Origin of the sequence: Nocardia sp. NPDC051990, assembly GCF_040680755.1 — a bacterium.
GTDB lineage: Bacteria > Actinomycetota > Actinomycetes > Mycobacteriales > Mycobacteriaceae > Nocardia.
Map to the genome: position 1 here is coordinate 480,201 of NZ_JBFAXH010000002.1, position 17,645 is coordinate 497,845.

General features: G+C 64.4%; 18 protein-coding genes and 1 pseudogene. 11 read left to right on the forward strand and 8 right to left on the reverse strand.

What is annotated here, in order from left to right:
• The first annotated feature begins 519 nt into the window (after positions 1-519).
• Both AB0L63_RS05875 and AB0L63_RS05880 read left to right on the forward strand, forming a co-directional pair.
• Entirely contained in the window at positions 520-915 is a 396-nt protein-coding gene (locus tag AB0L63_RS05875; protein ID WP_364495155.1) for a hypothetical protein, read from the forward strand.
• Between the two features lie 451 nt (positions 916-1,366).
• Positions 1,367-1,834, forward strand: coding sequence for a nuclear transport factor 2 family protein (locus AB0L63_RS05880; RefSeq protein ID WP_364495157.1), 468 nt, complete (start codon positions 1,367-1,369; stop codon positions 1,832-1,834).
• 582 nt (positions 1,835-2,416) lie between these two features.
• On the opposite strand, the gene AB0L63_RS05885 is transcribed toward AB0L63_RS05880, so the two are convergent.
• Positions 2,417-3,010, reverse strand: a complete 594-nt coding sequence (locus tag AB0L63_RS05885; protein WP_364495160.1) for a hypothetical protein — start codon at positions 3,008-3,010, stop codon at positions 2,417-2,419.
• A 445-nt stretch (positions 3,011-3,455) separates the two neighbouring features.
• On the opposite strand from AB0L63_RS05885, the gene AB0L63_RS05890 reads away from it, so the two are divergent.
• Entirely contained in the window at positions 3,456-3,827 is a 372-nt protein-coding gene (locus tag AB0L63_RS05890; protein WP_364495162.1) for an MBL fold metallo-hydrolase, read from the forward strand.
• Positions 3,828-4,293: 466 nt separating this feature from the next.
• Here the strand turns inward: AB0L63_RS05890 and AB0L63_RS05895 are convergent, their stop codons facing one another.
• On the reverse strand, positions 4,294-5,487 hold the full coding sequence (locus AB0L63_RS05895) for a serine hydrolase (RefSeq protein WP_364495165.1): 1,194 nt from the start codon (positions 5,485-5,487) through the stop codon (positions 4,294-4,296).
• 52 nt (positions 5,488-5,539) lie between these two features.
• On the reverse strand, positions 5,540-7,024 hold the full coding sequence (locus tag AB0L63_RS05900) for a biotin carboxylase (RefSeq protein ID WP_364495167.1): 1,485 nt from the start codon (positions 7,022-7,024) through the stop codon (positions 5,540-5,542).
• A gap of 222 nt (positions 7,025-7,246) precedes the next feature.
• Between AB0L63_RS05900 and AB0L63_RS05905 the strand changes: the two genes are divergently transcribed.
• Positions 7,247-7,624 carry a PPOX class F420-dependent oxidoreductase gene (locus AB0L63_RS05905; RefSeq protein WP_364495169.1) on the forward strand — a complete coding sequence of 126 codons (378 nt, stop codon included), beginning with the start codon at positions 7,247-7,249 and terminating at the stop codon, positions 7,622-7,624.
• 1 nt (position 7,625) lies between these two features.
• On the opposite strand, the gene AB0L63_RS05910 is transcribed toward AB0L63_RS05905, so the two are convergent.
• Both AB0L63_RS05910 and AB0L63_RS05915 read right to left on the reverse strand, forming a co-directional pair.
• Positions 7,626-7,889 (reverse strand): helix-turn-helix transcriptional regulator, encoded by a 264-nt coding sequence (locus AB0L63_RS05910; protein ID WP_364495172.1) that lies wholly within the window; start codon positions 7,887-7,889, stop codon positions 7,626-7,628.
• A 119-nt stretch (positions 7,890-8,008) separates the two neighbouring features.
• A complete protein-coding gene (locus tag AB0L63_RS05915; RefSeq protein WP_364495175.1) occupies positions 8,009-8,893 on the reverse strand; it encodes an endo alpha-1,4 polygalactosaminidase in 885 nt (294 codons plus the stop codon).
• Between the two features lie 416 nt (positions 8,894-9,309).
• Here AB0L63_RS05915 and AB0L63_RS05920 point away from each other — a divergent pair, with 416 nt between their 5' ends.
• Positions 9,310-9,828: a hypothetical protein gene (locus AB0L63_RS05920; RefSeq protein ID WP_364495178.1), complete on the forward strand. Its 519-nt coding sequence runs from the start codon at positions 9,310-9,312 to the stop codon at positions 9,826-9,828.
• Between the two features lie 738 nt (positions 9,829-10,566).
• On the opposite strand, the gene AB0L63_RS05925 is transcribed toward AB0L63_RS05920, so the two are convergent.
• Positions 10,567-11,589, reverse strand: a complete 1,023-nt coding sequence (locus AB0L63_RS05925; protein WP_364495680.1) for a WYL domain-containing protein — start codon at positions 11,587-11,589, stop codon at positions 10,567-10,569.
• Positions 11,590-11,673: 84 nt separating this feature from the next.
• On the opposite strand from AB0L63_RS05925, the gene AB0L63_RS05930 reads away from it, so the two are divergent.
• Entirely contained in the window at positions 11,674-12,138 is a 465-nt protein-coding gene (locus tag AB0L63_RS05930) for a VOC family protein (protein ID WP_364495181.1), read from the forward strand.
• A 130-nt stretch (positions 12,139-12,268) separates the two neighbouring features.
• On the forward strand, positions 12,269-12,682 hold the full coding sequence (locus AB0L63_RS05935) for an aldo/keto reductase (protein WP_364495184.1): 414 nt from the start codon (positions 12,269-12,271) through the stop codon (positions 12,680-12,682).
• Between the two features lie 197 nt (positions 12,683-12,879).
• Here the strand turns inward: AB0L63_RS05935 and AB0L63_RS05940 are convergent, their stop codons facing one another.
• Positions 12,880-14,088, reverse strand: a complete 1,209-nt coding sequence (locus tag AB0L63_RS05940) for an FAD-dependent oxidoreductase (protein WP_364495187.1) — start codon at positions 14,086-14,088, stop codon at positions 12,880-12,882.
• Between the two features lie 107 nt (positions 14,089-14,195).
• Between AB0L63_RS05940 and AB0L63_RS05945 the strand changes: the two genes are divergently transcribed.
• The 4 genes and pseudogenes from AB0L63_RS05945 to AB0L63_RS05960 form a co-directional block, all read left to right on the forward strand.
• A complete protein-coding gene (locus tag AB0L63_RS05945) occupies positions 14,196-14,504 on the forward strand; it encodes a hypothetical protein (RefSeq protein WP_364495190.1) in 309 nt (102 codons plus the stop codon).
• On the forward strand, positions 14,504-14,848 hold the full coding sequence (locus AB0L63_RS05950) for a PEP-utilizing enzyme (RefSeq protein WP_364495193.1): 345 nt from the start codon (positions 14,504-14,506) through the stop codon (positions 14,846-14,848). The genes AB0L63_RS05945 and AB0L63_RS05950 overlap by 1 nt, the downstream gene beginning before the upstream one ends.
• 122 nt (positions 14,849-14,970) lie before the next feature.
• Positions 14,971-15,534, forward strand: coding sequence for a hypothetical protein (locus tag AB0L63_RS05955; protein WP_364495195.1), 564 nt, complete (start codon positions 14,971-14,973; stop codon positions 15,532-15,534).
• A gap of 72 nt (positions 15,535-15,606) precedes the next feature.
• Positions 15,607-16,512 (forward strand): annotated as a pseudogene (locus tag AB0L63_RS05960) (aminoacyl--tRNA ligase-related protein); the annotation flags it as partial.
• A gap of 224 nt (positions 16,513-16,736) precedes the next feature.
• On the opposite strand, the gene AB0L63_RS05965 reads toward AB0L63_RS05960, so the two are convergent.
• The gene (locus AB0L63_RS05965) at positions 16,737-17,495 is read right to left on the reverse strand and encodes a dienelactone hydrolase family protein (RefSeq protein ID WP_364495197.1); all 759 of its coding nucleotides are present in this window, start codon (positions 17,493-17,495) and stop codon (positions 16,737-16,739) included.
• Positions 17,496-17,645: the final 150 nt, after the last annotated feature.

Consider the following 17,645-nt stretch of genomic DNA (forward strand, 5'->3'; position numbering starts at 1 on the left):
GCGTGAACGCGCCTGAATGAGGGGGCGATGTCGATTCCGCATGCCTTGCGCACCGCGCAGGGCCCGTGAGATTTTGCAGCAGCTGGCTTTTCGCCAAGGACGCGAAAACGGACCTGCTCCGGAAAAGAATCCTGTTGAGCGACTGAGCAACCCGGCTAGTCGAATCACGAAATCTGTGCCTCATCCCGAAACATGGTCAGGCACAATCGCAAACGGTGAGCTGGTCGCCGATGAACCTTCAGCCATACACACGCTGCCGGTCGTCGGTCGGTGTTGAACTCAGTAGGTTTGGACGCGGACCGCGCACGTTCGGTTCTATCAGGGACCTCCCGATCCGAACCATGGCTCGTCGAGCTCGTGTGCGATACCGGACCAGTGCGCGACATCCACGCACCCCGGAACTGGCTTGCTCCTCATCGCGCCACCTATGGAGGCACTGTCCAACAGTCGAATGTGCTCGGAATCCGGTGGTGGAAGCCAACATTCGGCTCACCTACTTGCTTCCGGTAAGGTTCGCTTGTGACAAATAAGCGAATCAACGGATCCATTCTGCTGGCCGCGTTCACTGCGCTTGTTGCGTTCGGCCCGGTCGCTGCGCCGGCGAACGCGCAAGCACCGCTGCAGGCTCCCGAGGTCACCTTCGCCGGCACCGCGCCGGGAACCGTGACCGCGACGATACACAACCCTAATGGCACCGGCCGGTGCTGGGCGGAAGCCGGTGTCGGGCCCGAGAACAACCACCGCTTCTTCGGCAACAACAGCCCGGAGTCTCTGGCCGGCCCCGGCCAGACCTTGACGACAACGTTGGAAGGGCTCGAACCGGGCACGACCATCAGCGCCCGGGGCGGCTGTTTCGACGACACCCCCACCGGCGGAATGCCGTTCACCGAGCCGGTGACGGTTACCGTCCCCTGATATGCACCCGCGGCGGCCGACACCCGTCGCGACCGAACCCAGCGAGGTAAGATCTGCTCGCCTTCATCCGGCGGAACCGAGGGCGATCGGCACCCTGACCTCGGCCATTCACGCCGGTTGAGCAGACTGTTTCTGCGGAACGATGAAAGGTGCTCCGAGCTGCGATGATTCGACTTGTCTTAGATTGAATCGGAAGTAATGAGGAGCACCCTTCTGGTGAGGGAAGGCACCCGTCGCCGAAATTTGACGGGAACGGCTCGCAGGTGGTGTCGCCTGCGGCATCATGGTGCGTTGGGGCGACCAGCGGTTGGGCGCGGCGACGCGGACAGTACGTTCATGAGCCGGTACTAACTCAGCACGCCGGGGAACCGCTCGCGAATAGTCCCGTGCTCCCAGTGATCTTGTCCGTTTACCGCCAGCGTGACGAGTGGGATGTTCGTAGTGTCGAGCCATGACTATCGATAACCAGGCTGTCGTTCGGGCGGCGTGGCGGGCGTTCGCCAGTCACGACGCGGAGCAGATCGCAGCGTTCTTCACCGAAGATGCCGAATGGCTCGCTCCGGCGGGCAACGCGACCGCGGTCGCGCTCGACGCGCCCAGCCACATGATCGGCAGGCAGGCCATCACGCACTTCCTCGCAGAGGAGTTCTCGCGGTTGTTCGTCAGTGACGTAGCCGTGGATTTTCGCGGCTTCTACGTGGACGGAGACCGGGTGATTGTGGAGGAAACGATGAGCGCCACGCTGGCCAATGGGAATGCTTACAGCAATGACTACTGCTTCGTCTTCGAGTTGCGGGACGGCCTCATCCACAGGGTTCGCGAGTACATGGACACCGCGCGCGGGCATCGCGACGTCTTCGAAGGCGACGCCGCTGCCGGCAGCAGCACTACCGAGGCCGCGCGCACGTCGGTCAGGTGAGTGGGTGACCGCGGCGGCGGTAGTGTGACAGCCGGGCCTGGTGCTGTCGGCGTCGTCGCCATCGTGACCAAGCCCAGACGTGGTCGGCGGGATTGAGCCGGGTGAGTACGAACGCGATCATCAGACGACGGATCTCCGGTAGGGTGAGAGAGATCATGCCGTCGTCTCTGTCGGTGATTCCCCCTTTGCTGCAATGGTTTACGTTGCAGCCCGTGCACCGCGGGCCTCCTCATGCATGGCGTCCATGCATCTCGAATGACCTGGTTTCACCACGGATTTCAAATGTCGAGTATCGAAACAGGTTGAGGGCCAACCACTCTGGAACATCATCGAGTCTGGCGCTGCGCGGAGAGGTCAGGCGGTAGATCTTACGGAGCCTCGATCACGATCATGCCAGCGCATTCTCGTGGGCAGAAGATTTTGGAGACACCCAGCCACTGAGACACGCTCGACGGTGACGTCACCTTCACCGAGATCAACCGATCTCGGCCCTGGCCGTCCGACGTCACAGTTCACCAGTGACCGATGTGGGATTCAGCAGCGTAGCTGAACCTCGATTGACCGTGCCCCGCGGCGAATCTCTCAGAACTTGCCCGTGTGATGTTCGATGCGGTGCCCCAGTTGTGCGGCGAACTCGGTGACGAAACTGTCGGTGAGAGGTGGCCAGCCCCAGAAGTCGAAGGCCAGTGCGCCGAGAGCGAAGCCGGACGGCCATTCCCACTCGGTGACCGAAATGACGTCGCCGCAGGAGGTGCAGGCGACGGTTCCGGTGCCGGTCTGCTTCCACGCGTCGATGCCTTCTTCGAACGGCTGCCAGATCTCCGGATCGGCCTCCCACTGCTGCGGGTAGTCGATGATCACGGTTTCCGTATGGCAGTGCGGGCACTCGGCGGACTCCGGTCCGATCTCGCCTTGTCCACTATGGTGGTCGTCGCGCCCGATGATCACGGCGACCGGACCGGGGATCCAGTCATTGCCCCATTCCTGGGTGATCCGCATCCAATCAGGCCCGGGCACATAGCCTTCGTCCACGCCGAGGCTGTACATCGCGTCGCTGGACATCTCCCGCGTGAGCAGCCGCTCGGCGATCATCCAATCCAGCATCCGTGCGGCCAGCGCTTCCGCTTCCGCGGCCGGCACTTCGATGTCGACGATCCGTTCGAAGAAATCACCCATGGTTGTGGATCATGCCGAACGAAGTGATCGACGAGAACACCGCACCCTTGCGTCATCCACGGAACCGGAACATCGCGGTGCCGGTTGCGTCATCACAGGCGCCGTCGAGCAGTCACGACAGCGGCCGAGGTGAGTCGGGTCCGGGATGCAGTTCGCCCACAAAGAAGTCGCCTTCACTGTGACAGTGCACATCAATTCGCTGCTAGCACAGGGGTTTAGCCTTGCTGGCCACAGCTGAAGCTCTCGCAGCCGATTGCCGAGCGTGTAACGTCGCCGACTAGCCAGGGAAATCGGGGAGGAGCAGCTTCGTGCGTGTTCATCATCTGGATGGCGGGGGGACACGGCCTCTTGGGGGCCGTTTGATCGACGGCCGACCGGGAATGCTCCGCCGGGCGGGGAGACTGCGTGCCACTGCCTGCTGATCGAGCACTCGACGGGGTTGGCCTTGGTTGACACCGGCTATGGAGAGCAAGCGGTGATCAGGCCCGAAGTCTGGGTGGGGCGGCAGATCATTCGACGCACGAAACCCGTTCTCGATCAGGTGATCGCCCGGCACGTGGAGGATCTGGGATTCGCGCGTGAGGATGTGCGCGACATCATTGTGACTCATCTGGATCTGGATCATGCGGGCGGGCTGGCAGACTTTCCGGAAGCGACAGTGCACGTCTATAGTGCCGAGCTGGATGCCATGACCGGTGCTACGGACGTCGCGAGCGGTTCCGATCCAGCGGTCGTTGGACACGTTGCGTTCGTCACGGGTCGAGAACCAGCGGCGCTTGCGGGAGTTGGTGCACGGAACTGCTGTTGGGAGAATTGAGGCAGCTGGCGATCCGGGGGCCTGAACCACTTGGCGCAGTTGGATCACTGAGCCTACCGTCGCGGCACTCGATGCCGGTACGGTCTATCACCTTGTGCCGCAATCCAATGGAGCGCCCGAGGACGGAATGCAGATCGGCCGGCCAGCGATGTATCGGTGTTCCCCCGCAAGTGCGGGATGAGCCCAGTCACCAGGAAGTATGGCACTCGTCCAGTGGTGGTCCCCGTGCCGCGCATATGCGAGCAAAAGACCGTCCGGAACTCCATTACGACATGCCTCGGATAGGCAGATGGTTATTTATATATGCGCATTATATTATGTTAGCGACTCGCGCGCTATGGGCCTATGGCGAGTTCGGAACTTGCTGAGGAGCGCGAGATGCCGCGTGAGGGGTGCGGTCATCTGCTCTCAACAGCCCGTGAACCAGCCGCTCTACCGCCGATCCGGGCTTTTCTGGGCGAAGTGACTAGTGATTTCCCGCCAGTTCGTGTGCCACAGCATCGAATGCGCGCAGCGTGTCCAACAGCATCTGCGGGTCCTGGGAGTGCAGCTGGGTAGACAACTTGGCGGCGACCATCTCCGCGGCGCGGTTGACGTAGATCATCTGACCGCACATGCCCTGGCACAACACGACGTTGCTGCCTGGGTAGGGAAACCACACTTGGTTCCGGTACATGCCGCCGGGCATTCGGTTGTCGTCGGGGCTGGCGGCGAACGCCTGACGCGAGTCGGGCCCGCCGTCGAGAGTGTCGGCGATCCACGCCGACGGCACCACTTGCTGGCCGGTCAACGACACACCGTCGTGCAAGAACAGCGACCCGAACCGGATCGTGTCGGTAAGACAGGCGCTTATGCCGCCGTCGAATATTCCGGTGCCGACCGTGTCTACGCCGATGGTGGCGTCGCATTGGGCACCGATGCGACTCCACAGCAGTTCCGACATCAGTTCGGGCATCCGCTGGCCGCCGGCGACCTCGCAGATCCAGCCGAGTACGTCGGTTTCACACGAGCGATATTCGAACGGGCCGCCGTGAGCCGACTTCTGCCGCAAGGTCAGCAGAAAGTCACGCAGCGTGGCGGGGACGTCCGGACTGCTCTTGGGCGCCCACCCGATCGCCTGCTCGAGGACATGTATCTCCGCGGCCGGGTCGAGGTGATTTTCCGAGAAGGCGATGCCCGACCTCATGTCCAGCAGATGGCGCACCGTCGCACCGGCGTAACCACAGTTCGCCAAGGCGGGAACGTATGCCATGACCGGCGCGTCGAGCTCGATCGCACCGGCTCCGTGCAGCGCGCCGACCACGGCTGCCACCAGCGACTTGCTCACCGAGAACAGTAGGTGCCGGGTCTGGGCCCCCAAGCCGTCGAGGTATTCCTCGACCACCATCGAACCACGGTAGGCGACGGCCCACCCGTCGGTAGCGGTGGAGGCCATCACCGCGCCAACGGTAGTCGCCACCCCATCAGTGCTGGTCATCCGGATCTCGGCCATCGGAGCACTGGCTGCGGGTAACGCCGCGTCCGGCCCGGTCCCGCGCGAGATTATCGCGGTCGGCACGAAGTCTTCGACGTGCTGGAAGGACCAATGCGAATGTGGCGACGACAGCCAATTGTCCAGTGAGACACCGGCTGAGCCGCGACCAGGTTCGCCGCCGATCATGCGCGCGGCTTCGCGGGATCGCCGGGTGGTCGGATGGCCAAGCGGCTGCTGCTCATGCTCGTGCGACGAGTCGCGAGACGATCGGCGTGGCCGGAGCCAGGGGTGTTGAGGCGAATTGCGCCTTGATGCCCTCGATCCAGCTCTGGCAGCGCTCGGTGAGCTGGTAGTCGTCGGTCTGCAGGTGCCCGCGGGTGACGAGCACGCCGAGTTGGGCGCCCTCGCAGCGTAAGTCGCCAGGCGCCGCGACACGCATGTAGAAGGCCTCGGACTCGTCGATCAGCGAGTCCCAGTCGCTGTCCCGGCGTGCAAACGAGATGCGCCGGTCGTCGTCGAGGTGCCACACACCGGTGCGTGGGGTCGCGGTGAAGAGCTCGAGATCGGGCGAGGTCTCCGTGATCATCAGCTGGCCCCAGACCTCGTCCTCGCCATAGCCCCGCTCCCAGCGCGAGTTGATCTCCTCGATGTCGAGCTCGTACTCCACGTCCATGTACTCGAGCAGGTGGAAGAGGAACAGCGGCGCGTCGGCATAGGCCTCGGTGGTCAAGTTCGTCATCGGGCTCGCGCCGCTGAGGCGCGGGTTCACCTCGCCGAGGTAGAGCTCGTCGGAGTCCAGGTCGTGCAACAGGTCGACCTCGAAGTAGCCGCAGTATCCCTCGCGGTGCAGGACATCGCCCAGCTTTCGTACCATCTCTCGCGCGGTGTGTGTCTGTGTCGGCGGCAGCACGTCACGCCAGATGTCGTTGCCGCACCAGCCGCCCTTGCGTGGAGTCAGCTCCGGGTAACCGACGAGACTCGTCATCGCGGGGCCGATCACGGTGCCGTGGCGGGTCACAGTGCCCTCGAGGCACACCTCGACATTGCGGATGCGCTTCATGACTTTGACTTCCGGCTGCCCCACCAGGTCACCGGCGCACTGGTCCCAGTCGCGCTGACCGCGCACAAAGAACGTCGCGGTGCCGGCGTCGCCATAAGCGGCCTCGACGACGAGGTCATCTCCCAGCCCGCCGCTTTTCGCGAGCGCCAACAGCTCATCGTAGGAGCCGACCCGCCCCATCACGTGAGGCACGCTCGGCACGCCCGCCTCGTTGGCCAGGCGCGTCATGACGATCTTGGAGCCCAGGCGATGGCGTAGCTCCGCCGACGGGTGCATGACCTCGAGCCCCGCCTCGTGTGCGAGCGCCTGGGTCTCCTCGTCAAGCATCACAAAGCAGGCCTTGCCACCGGGCCCTCGGTGCGCGATGAAGTCGAGTGTCTCGGGATCACGCAGGAGGTGGTTGCACACATCTCCCATGGACCCGAAATCCCTGCGATCGCGCTGCCGGGGCACGAACGCGCGCGGATGTGCGCCCTCGAAAGAGTCGAAGTACGTCAGGTAGAAGAAGTTCCGTACCCAGCGGTCGATGCCTAGCAGGTTGAACGGGGTCGGCGAGATGAAGTACAGCGGCACGGCGTTGGTGTGAAAGAACGCGCGTACGTCCGAGATGCCGTTCAGCGGGCGGCGCGACTCAGCCTCCGGGCTGCCGGCGGGCACGATCACGCCAGCCGCAGTGACGTCGACGCCTGGGCCCGGCGCAAGGACCGCGGCGGGGACAGGGGCACTGCGGTCAGCGCGAAGGCGGTGAGCTCGCATACCTCCATGCCACAAGTGTGCACCTTCCCATGGTCGTGTGGAAGCGTGGAGTGCCTCAACGTCGGCCTCGTACTTCGTGCCGACACCATACAGATGTCGCGGACGTCGCTCCGGCATACCGTTTTCGGTATGACTTGGAACGAAGTGAGCACCAGCGGTTTTGCCCTGCTGACCACCTACAAGAAGGACGGTTCGCCGGTCGGCGTCCCCGTATGGGTGGCTCCGGACCGCGAGTGGATCGTGGTGTGGACCAATTCGAAGACGTGGAAGGTGAAGCGGATTCGTCGCAATCCGGCGGTGACCCTGCAGATCTGCGACGGCCGTGGCCGCCCGAAGAGCGAGGAGAAGTTCGCGGGCAAGGCCGAGGTGCTGGATGCGGCGGGGACGCAGCGGGTGCGAGATCTCGTCTCGCGCAAATACAGGATCGTCGGCACCGTACTGATCCGCCTGCACAAGCTGTTCAAGGGCGCGGACGGCTCAGTCGGGATCGCGATTACCCCGGCATAGGTCAGGCGGATTCTGCGAGGCCCGCCGAGCGCCAGGCATCGGCGAGTTCCTGCAGCGGAATCTCCAGGGTCGCCGCCAGCGAGACGATCGTCCCGAATGCGGGCGTCGGCAGCCGTCCGGTCTCGATCTTGCGCAGCGTCTCGGGTGAAATTCCGGCGGCCTGGGCGATCCGGGCCGGGTCGCGGTCGGCGCGCGCGGCCCGCAGCCGGGCTCCGAGGCGCCGACCGGCCTCGACCTGGGCGGGAGTCAGCGGAAGTCGGACCATGTGTCCAGACTATGGGTGGTATTTAAATACCGCAAGCTCCGGACTCCTCCCGGTGATGTAGGACTTATCCGTCCAAGCAACTCGTCACTCTCGGGAATGATCCGCTGATGCCTTGCGGTTCAAGCGGATTCGCAGATGTAGGTCGGGTTGCCTGGAGTGCTCACGTCGCGGTCGCGGCGCACGATCGACAGCCGTGAGCCCCAGCTGCTGCGGGCCGCGGCGAAACCGGCCTGGTCGTATTCGACGTCGAACACCCGGTTGTTGTAGGCCGCGGCGTACTGGCCGCACTCGTCGGTAGCGCCGCACTGCTCGGTCACCGCGAAGTCGAAACCGATCGCGCCGCGCCGGTTGAGCAGTTCGACGGTGTTTTTCTGCGCGATGGCCAAGCCGACCTCATGAGCGTGCCTGGCCAGCCGCGATGCGAACGCGACGCTGGCCGCTGCGGTCAACAATCCGTGCGAGCGTTGGTAGGAATCGAGATTGTCCGGTTCGACCGCCTGGTAGCCCTTGGCGCGGCAGTCGTCGACCCAGGCGTCTTCGATCGCCGCGAGTTCGGCGCGTTTGGCATCGGTGGACACATCCAGCAATGCTTCGTTCCAGTCGAGGTCCATGACCAGGGCGCCGTCTGTGTCCCGCAGCAGCAGGCCGGGGTGATTGGCCTGCCACCACGTCACGGTGTCGGCCCCGGGTTGTGCTTGGAAGGCGTTGATATAGCAGACGTTGTACAGTCCGGCGACCGGACTGGCGGAGCGATCCCGCGACACGACCCGCACACCGTCCGGCGGTGGGTACGCGCCGCCGATCTGGTAATCGAAACGTGTTCCGGCCGACGGCAATTCGACCTTCGACCACGGCGCCGCAGGACTGCTCGTCACCACCATCGCAACGCTCCCGCTCGAGGACGGCTGTCCATGCCCGCCGTCCGCAGCACACCCTGAGATCGTGACGACGGCACCGAGTACGACCACCATCATCGCTGCGCGCTGGCATCGCCACCTCGACATCGACCCACTCCTTCCCCGATCACCGCCGCCGCGGTACGGCGGTCGACCTCACGCCGCGCGGGCCGCAGATCAGGCTAACCTGCAGTCTCCGGGGCACACCATGAAGGAATCGTGAAGCCCAGCGTGTGAGTGAGGCGGAATAGGGACTGTGTCACCGGGTACAGGCCCGACGATGCGCTGCCACAACCCCTTTGGTGAGCAAGTGACCGGTGTACTCGACCGTTACCAGCGTGGCGGCGGTAGTCGGTCGGGTTGTTCCGGAACTTCGCCGAGATCTCGGCGGACCGGATAGCCAGCGAAATACGATGTGCGGCAGCGCGGGAAGAGAGGCAGTCCGCGACGCCTGGCCATGGACAGCGTCCATGCTGGCGTCCGCCGGTGGCTGTCGACGCCCGTCGGAAGAGAAGGAATGATGCATGGGAATCTTCAGAACGCTCGGCCAATTCGCGATCGTTGGGGGCGTCCTCGCCGCAGTCGTGTCTTGCGGAAATGGCGGCGATTCGGGGCCCACCAGGTCGGTCGGCCCTCCGGGCACGGCGACCGTGCTTCCTGGTGCGACCGCCTCGGGCCAGGGTGGCGAATGCGATCGTCTCACCAACAGCGAGATCGCCCAGGCAATCGGCCCGCATGACGGCGGCCAGCACGACTACCTGCTGGGCGGATGCGTCTGGTCCTCGACCGCAGGCGAAAAGGACGGCCTCGTGGAGGCGATCCACGCGACGGTGCTGCCCGCCGCGCGGTACGAAGCCGTAGCCGAGATCGGGGAGCAGGTGAGCGGGTTCGGCGCCGGGGCCACCTACGCAAACCTGCACGGCGAGCTGTGGTTTCCATGTCGCAGCGGCGAATTCTGCGGCATCAAGGCAAACATCAGCGATCCGGACAGGCGTCAGGACGTCGCGCTTCGACTGGGCAAAGTCCTGCAGAGCCGCGCATAGATCTGCAAAGTCGAACTGCGCCGCCGCGACGTACATCCCGAGCTGCGCGAGTACTGCGTGGAAGAGGTCATTGTCAACGACCTCTTTCCACGCGATGTCAGAAGCGACAAAGAGTGTCCCGCAACGAATCCGGGAACTGACTCGGCTGCCGTTCGACGGCCAGGAACCGTTCGGCCCGGCCTTCGGATACCGCGAAACACCGGCCGGTCCTGTTCATTGACGACTTCACGACCGACAGCGACATCAGCGAGCAGAAGGGACCCAAATATTCTGGGTAGCCTGCGGTTTCGGCTGATCACCGTCCCGCAGGAAGCGAGCATCGAGTCGACATCGAACCAGAATCCGCACAGTTGCCGGAGTTGTACGCCGCAGGTGGGAAAACACCGTCGCCGTCTTCCGGGGCATCCGCTACGCGCGTGCCGGCGCGTTACCGAATGCCCCGAGTGGTTGCCGTCGCGTGGGAGAGCGGGCGGCGTTGGGCGCCATGTTGCGACGGCTACCAGGCGATCAGCGCTTGCGGTCGTAGGCGGCGGCGATCTCGCCGGCTTCCTGGCTGGTGAGCCGCCACTGCGAACCTGGCAGGCCGTCGACGAACAGTTGCTCTCCGGCACCGACGATCTCAGGGGTGATCAGCAGATACAGCCGGTCGATCAGGTCTGCCGCGAGCAGTCGGCAAGTTCGCCGACCGAGCGTGGACGCTCGGCGAGTCGGTGCCGGCGCTGGGCATCTCGTCTTTGATCACTCATGCCGCGAGGATGCTCGTGTTGCGCGAGCGGCGAAGAGGGCGCATGCGTCCTGAAGTTCAGGCGGACCGAGGACATCGATGTCGGCGTCGAACCGGGCCAGCCAGGCAACTATCCCGGCCCATGACCATGAGCCCACCTGTACTCGGCAACGGCCGCCGTCGAGTGCTTCGACGACCGCATCGTCGGCGAAGGACATGATTTCGATGGCGCTGGTGTGCAAGATGACGTCGCCATGGCAAGGCCACTCGTTCGCTGTTGGGGAGCCTTTGAATCTGGCGGCCAGGAATGCGCCGACATCGTCGCCGGGGACGTCGCGGGCTACGAAACGCGGCCCGTTGGGCAGTCGGGGAGTGATCCGATCGGCACGGTAAATGCGCCAATCCTTACTACCGGGATTCCATGCAACGAGATACCAACGTCCCGCGTGAGCCACGAGGTGATGAGGTTGGACTTGCCGGGGAGGACGCATGCTGTCCCCGCGATCCGCACCTGGCCGGGAGTAGTCGAACCGCAACTCCTCATGGTTGCGGATGGCAGCTCCGATGGCCAGCAGTACATCCGTGCGAGCCTGATCAGTGGGCGCACCGTCACCAGCACGGACCGCAGTGACCTTGACGGCGTCTACGCGGGCTCGTAGGCGGTTGGGCAAGACCTGTCTCACCGTGTTCAGCGCCCGGGCTGCAGGTTCTTCGATCTCCGCCCCCAGGTTCCCAGCCGTTTGGAGTGCGATGGCGATCGCGACCACCTGTTCATCGTCGAACATCATGGGCGGGACCGCCGAGCCGGCGTCAAGCCGATAACCGCCTTCGCGCCCCTTGAACGCCCGGATCTCATACCCGAGCTCACGTAACCGGTCAATATCTCGGCGCACGGTCCGCTCACTCACATCGAGACGCTCGGCCAGCTTCCAGCCCGGCCATTCGCGCGTCGATTGAAGCAGTGACAGCAACGACAGAAGCCGACCGGAGGTCGCCGTTGCAGAACTTACGGGCATGTCCGACAGTCTGCGGGACATAGCGGACAAACACTGACCTTTAAGGCTGTCACTGTGTCCTCAGCTCGCGATTCCGGGCATTCAACGATCAACAAGGAGTCATACGTGTCCATCAATTCTGTCGCTCATCTGAACTTCACCGGCAACGCGCGTGCAGCGTTGGAGTTCTACCGATCGGTTTTCGGCGGTGAACTCAGCATGGCCACCTACGGGGACTTCGGTATGCCCGAGGACCTCCCCGACGCTGACAAGGTGGTGTTCGGACAGGTCGTGGCGGACTCCGGGTTCCGTGTCATGGCCTACGACGTCCCGTCTCAGTCGCAGCTGCGGCCCTCCGATGACTCGTGGTCGAGCAAGCGCGAGAACGGCACGACGCTGACCAACGCGCCCTTCTTCATGTCGGTACGCGGCGAAAGCGTCGACGAGGTAGCCGCTGTGTGGAACAAGCTTTCCGAAGGTGCCGCCGTGATCGAGGAGTACGGGCCCGCTCCGTGGGCACCTGCCTTCGGTATGCTCTCCGACCGTTTCGGGATCACCTGGATCCTCGACGTCACCTCCGGACAGTTCTAGCGGGCGTCCACACCATCGGCGTTCGCCGGTGTCTTCTCCGGCCCGGGTCGCATATTTGATGGCCCGGGCAGTATCAACACGTCCCGACTACGCGGCTCGACGGACAATTTCTCCGAAAGAACACGATCACATGGAACATCGGCCCCTGGGTCGTACCGGTATCTACGTCAGCCCTTACTGCCTTGGAACCATGATGTTCGGGCAGAACGGCAATACGGACCCGCGCAAATTCGACGCAGTCGAGGCACTCATCCCCATTGCCACGCAAGCTGGACTCTCGCTTACCCACCTCGCGATGGCATTCACGATTACTCACCCCGCAGTAACGTCGGCCATCATCGGACCACGGACCATGGGCCAGCTCGACGATCGCCTTGCGGGAGCAACCACAACCCTCGACGACGACACGCTCGACCTGATCGACACTGTCGTGCCACCAGGTACCGATCTCGGCCCTATCGATGTCTCCTATGTACCACCCCAGATCCAGCGGGCCGGACTGCGCAGGCGCCCCGTCGGCGCACGCGCAGCAGCGTTGGTCTAGGCCGCGAGGCTGTTGGGGTTCCATCGAACTAGTCGCCCGTCAATTCCAATGTGGAGAAATAACAACTCGTGTCCATGGTCGCCGAGCAGACGCGGATGGTGGGCTTGCGTCACCCCTGGTGGGTCGCCCTCGCCAATAGGCGGCCCACACTGGGCCCGAACTCCCTGGAGGTAGTGGAATTCGCGATTGGCACCCGACTAGTTGTTGGCGCGTTGGATGGCGCGTCGGACCAGGCCGCGGATGCCGGGGAGCTGGATGGCGCGGAGCATCAGTTCGCCGGCCCACACATGTGTGCGTGACGGCGGGGCGAATCGGCTGATTCCTTTCCGGGCCAGTGCCTGTCGTTTGTGTACTTCCGGGCGCAACGACGTCTCCCAGGTGTCGAGAGCGGTGGGAATGTCGACGCCATGTGCCGCTAGCGCGGTGCCGAGCCGGTCGGCGCCGTCGAGGGCGAGGGCGGCACCGTAACCGGCGAATACCGTTACGCACCATGCTGCGTCGCCGAGCAGGACGACTCGGTCGTGACTCCAGCGGTCCATCACGATTTGGCCGACTGAGTCGAAGTAGGCGGTGGCGGGGTCGGCTTCGAGTTGGTGGAGGGCGTCGGCGACGCCGCCTCCGAGATCCCCGAACGCTCGGGTGAGGGCGGGTGCGGCGCCGAGAGCCAGTTCGGCGCCAGGGTCGGGGCAGCGGTAGGTGAAGAACGCCGAGGACTGTTCCGGTCCCAGGTGCATCACCGCGGCCGTGCGTCCGGGGCCGATAAAGGTGGTGCCGAGGCCTTCCGGGATGTGCTCGGGAACTGTTTCCAGCGGAAATGCGCCGACCATGTGGCCCAGGTCCACGAAATATTCGGGCTCGGCGCCGAATACGAGCTCGCGGACTCGGGAGTGCACGCCGTCGGCGCCGACGAGGAGTTCGGTTTGCAGCTGGGTGTCGTCACTGAGGGTGACCACGACTTCCCCGGGGGTCTGGGCGACGGCCTGCACGGTGGTGCCGAAACGGATGTCGACGTGGTCGGCCACGGCGTCGTACAGCGCCGACTCCAAGTCGCCGCGGAACAAGCTCAGTGCCCGGTTCCCGACAGCAGCCTCGGTGACAGCGGCTGGAATCCTGAACTTCTCCCGGCCGTCCGCGTGGACGAGGACCGAGGTGAAGAACCCGATATCGCGCTGAGTCAGCGCCGGTATGAGCCCGAGCCGCTCGGTGGCGGCATATCCGGGTCCGTGCAGGTTCACCAGGTAACCGCTACTGCGACGAGTCGGCGCGCGTTCGACCACGACGACGTCCCAGCCTTGCTGATGCAGCCGCAACGCGGCGGCCAAACCGGCGATACCGGCGCCGACGACCGTCGCCCGCCTGCCCGATGTGTTGACGTGCTGGTGCGCGGCGTTCCCGAGAGCTTCCATGTGTGACTCCTGGATAGATCTGTTGTCGGCGAAAGCCATCCACGAACTATCGCCATGCCGTCAACTAGTAGTTGACGGTGAACCAATCGTCAACTTATGGTTGACGCATGGTTCGACAGGTGCCACTGGGCGAGGTAATAGCCGCGATCGAGCGTGCCCACCCCGACAGCTGCCTGGATCAACTGGCGGCCGGGGTGATTCTCGCTGCGCACTGGTTGCGGCTGGCCGATCAACTGCTCGACTGTTTCGTGGACCGGGCCCGGCACGCAGGCATGCCCTGGGCGGAAATCGGCGCCCACCTCGGTGTCTCCAGGCAGGCCGCGCAGCAACGATTCTCGACGCGCCTCGCAGAGCGCCATGCGGCTGTGAGGAGCCGAATCGTGATGGTCTCACGCGGCGGACGGGAGGAACCATGATGCCAGAACCACCGATTGCCACCGGCGCCCCGGCCAGCCGTGGTGTTGTCGCCGGTCCGGTCCGGCTGGTGCACAGCGTTGACGACTTCGTCGCGGTTCGGCCGGGCGATGTGATCGTCTGCCGCACGACCGATCCGTCGTGGACAGTGCTTTTCGGCCTTGCCGCCGCGGTGGTGACCGAAACCGGGGGAATCCTGTCCCATGCGGCAATCGTCGCCCGCGAGTGCGGGATTCCAGCCGTGGTGGCCGCCAGGGGGGCGATGGAGGCCCTGGCGAATCATCGGATTATCTCGGTCGATGGGACCAATGGACACGTTCATGCCGTTCGCTCAACCCAATGTTGATGTCGCTTCACCAGGCATGGCTGCTCGACACGAAAGACAGGTCCGGGATGACACACGTTTCATGCAGTTCGTTGCTCGCGTTGCACGCAATCCGCCTCGGCGGGTTCGTTGATACGCAGGCGGTGGCCGACAGATACGGAATGCCGGTCGGCCTCGCCGAGTCGCACGTGCGGGACTTCCGGGAGTGTGGTTGGACCAGCCGCTTCTGTTTCGGGGCGGACGCAGGGTGGTCGCTCACCGCGAGCGGGCGTGCGGAGAACGAGCGGCTACTCGCCGACGAGCTTTCCGCGTGTGGGGCAAAAGCGTTGGTGGAAGACGTCTATCGCATGTTTCTCCCGCTCAACGCACGGTTGGTGCAGGCTTGCACCGCCTGGCAGCTGACCATCCTTCCCGATGGCAGCATGCAGGACAACGACCACGGGGACGCGCAGCGGGACCGGCGGATCCTAGCCGAACTGGAAAGCCTCGCAGAGGAATTGGTTCCGCTGACGATTCAGCTCACCGAACGACTCGCCCGGTTCTCCGGTTACGACACTCGGTTCGCCGTAGCCCTCTCCCAGGCCGCCGACAATCCCGAGATGGTTACCGGCACCAAACACGATTCCGCCCACCGAGTTTGGTTCGAACTGCACGAAGATCTGATTGCCACCCTGGGTATCGACAGGGCACTCACCTCCCGCCCGTAATGGGGTTCTCCCGGGCTGAGGCTTGGTGCGGCAGGTCGCTACACCGCCGGTGGGGGGCACTAGCCCAGTGGCATGGCACGCGATGAGCGCGGTGTAACCGCCCAGAGTGAGGATTTCGCTTCCTGGTACAACGAGCTGGTTGTGAAGGCCAGCCTCGTCGATCGGGGTCCGGCCAAGGGCACGATGGTTATCCGACCGTATGGCTATCGCGTGTGGGAGCTACTGCAAGCCGAGCTGGATGCGCGGATCAAGGCCACCGGGCACGAGAACGCGTACTTTCCGTTGCTGATTCCGCAGAGCTACCTCGAGCGCGAGGCCGATCACGTCGACGGGTTCGCTCCCGAGCTGGCCGTGGTGACCCACGCGGGAGGCAAAGAGCTCGAAGAACCGCTGGTGGTGCGGCCGACGTCGGAAACCATCATCGGGGAGATGATGGCCAAGTGGATCTCCTCGTATCGCGATCTGCCGATGCTGCTGAACCAGTGGGCCAATGTGGTCCGGTGGGAGATGCGCCCCCGAATGTTCTTGCGCACCACCGAATTTCTGTGGCAGGAAGGCCACACAGCGCACGTTGATGAGCAGCAGGCGCGCGCGGAGATGATGCTCGCGCTGGACATCTACCAGGAAGTGGCGCGCGAGTACGCGGCGATGCCGGTGGTGGCGGGTGAGAAGACCGCCGGTGAGAGGTTCGCGGGCGCGGTCGCCACGGTGACGATCGAGTCGATGATGCGTGACGGCAAGGCTTTGCAGGCCGGTACATCGCATTACATGGGGACGAACTTCGCGACAGCGTTCGGTATCCGCTATGCCAGCGTGGACGGGCGAGAAGAGTTGTGCCACACCACGTCCTGGGGCATGAGTACCCGAATGCTCGGCGGGATCGTGATGACCCACGGTGATGATCGCGGCCTGGTGCTGCCGCCCGTGCTGGCGCCGCATCAGGTTGTGATCGTGCCGATCACTCGTGGCGACAGCGCGGATGTCGTGGCGGCCGCGCATGCGCTGGCCGGGCGCGATGCCGGTCCGGAATCCGGACGCGAGCGCCCTCGACAGATTCGTCCTGCGGAAACCTGCTGCGGCCGAGGGGGTCTCGTGAACGATCGTTTTCGACCTGACGTTCGTGTGGCTCCACTCAGCCAGGTCGGCTCCCTCGCACGGCGGTCTCTTCGATGCCGGGCGGGGAGCGTGGACCGTGGCCGCAGCTACTGGCACAGATTGCGGTCGAACAGGGCCAGCAGTTCGCGGTAGTGCCGTTCGGCGGCTTCGGGGTCGTGGGCGGAGGTGTCGGCCTGGGTGTAGCCGTGTTGGGCCCCCGCGTAGACCTCGGTGCGGTGGCGGACGCCGGCGGCATCGAGTGCCTTGTCGAACTGGGCGATGTGTTCCGGAGTCATGTGCTGATCCTCGCCGGCGTGCGCGAAATACAGCTCCGCGGTGATGTTTCCGATGGTCAGGTGCGGACTGTCGGGGGTGTCGGTGACGAGCGGTCCGCCATGGAATCCGGCCACCGCCGCAACCCGATCGGGGAACATCGCGGCGGTCAGCACCGCTAGCCGGGCACCCATGCAGTAGCCGGTGAGGCCGACCTTCCCCGCGGCGACCTGCGGCGAGGCTGCCAGCCATTCGAGGTAGGCAGCGGCATCGGAGCGCAGGAGCTCCGGTGTCAGCTCGCGGATCATCGGGATGACCTGCTGGAAGATCTCCGGCCGCTGCGCCGGATCGATGAAGTCCGGCAGCTCGATTACCGGCGCACGCCCGTGCCGGTAGTAGGCGTTCGGGATCAGGACGGTGTAGCCGTGGGCGGCAATACGATCGGCCAGCGACCGCAGGCTGGGCCGCAGCCCGAAGCCGTCCTGAATCACCAGTACTCCTGGATGGGCGCCATTGTCGGGGTAGGCAACGTACGCGTCGGCGACACCATCGGGTGTCTGAATGTCGACCGACATACCGTGCGTTGTAGTCATCGTTGAATCCTTCTGTCGTATTTGATGTCCTGTGATCAACACGACGAAGGCGGACCACGCGCAATACCGCAGGATCCTCGATCGTAAAGCGGGCCAACATCGGCCCGCGCGACGCTCAGAAGAGCACCGGGTAACCCATCCGTGTGTGGC

Excerpts from the sequence above, each read along its gene's own strand:
- AB0L63_RS05880 (WP_364495157.1), top strand. The coding sequence starts at position 1,367 with ATGACTATCGATAACCAGGCTGTCGTTCGGGCGGCGTGGCGGGCGTTC.
- AB0L63_RS05885 (WP_364495160.1), bottom strand. The coding sequence starts at position 3,010 with ATGGGTGATTTCTTCGAACGGATCGTCGACATCGAAGTGCCGGCCGCG.
- AB0L63_RS05895 (WP_364495165.1), bottom strand. The coding sequence starts at position 5,487 with ATGATCGGCGGCGAACCTGGTCGCGGCTCAGCCGGTGTCTCACTGGAC.
- AB0L63_RS05905 (WP_364495169.1), top strand. The coding sequence starts at position 7,247 with ATGACTTGGAACGAAGTGAGCACCAGCGGTTTTGCCCTGCTGACCACC.
- AB0L63_RS05910 (WP_364495172.1), bottom strand. The coding sequence starts at position 7,889 with ATGGTCCGACTTCCGCTGACTCCCGCCCAGGTCGAGGCCGGTCGGCGC.
- AB0L63_RS05915 (WP_364495175.1), bottom strand. The coding sequence starts at position 8,893 with ATGTCGAGGTGGCGATGCCAGCGCGCAGCGATGATGGTGGTCGTACTC.
- AB0L63_RS05920 (WP_364495178.1), top strand. The coding sequence starts at position 9,310 with ATGGGAATCTTCAGAACGCTCGGCCAATTCGCGATCGTTGGGGGCGTC.
- AB0L63_RS05925 (WP_364495680.1), bottom strand. The coding sequence starts at position 11,589 with ATGTCCCGCAGACTGTCGGACATGCCCGTAAGTTCTGCAACGGCGACC.
- AB0L63_RS05935 (WP_364495184.1), top strand. The coding sequence starts at position 12,269 with ATGGAACATCGGCCCCTGGGTCGTACCGGTATCTACGTCAGCCCTTAC.
- AB0L63_RS05940 (WP_364495187.1), bottom strand. The coding sequence starts at position 14,088 with ATGGAAGCTCTCGGGAACGCCGCGCACCAGCACGTCAACACATCGGGC.
- AB0L63_RS05945 (WP_364495190.1), top strand. The coding sequence starts at position 14,196 with ATGGTTCGACAGGTGCCACTGGGCGAGGTAATAGCCGCGATCGAGCGT.
- AB0L63_RS05950 (WP_364495193.1), top strand. The coding sequence starts at position 14,504 with ATGCCAGAACCACCGATTGCCACCGGCGCCCCGGCCAGCCGTGGTGTT.
- AB0L63_RS05965 (WP_364495197.1), bottom strand. The coding sequence starts at position 17,495 with ATGACTACAACGCACGGTATGTCGGTCGACATTCAGACACCCGATGGT.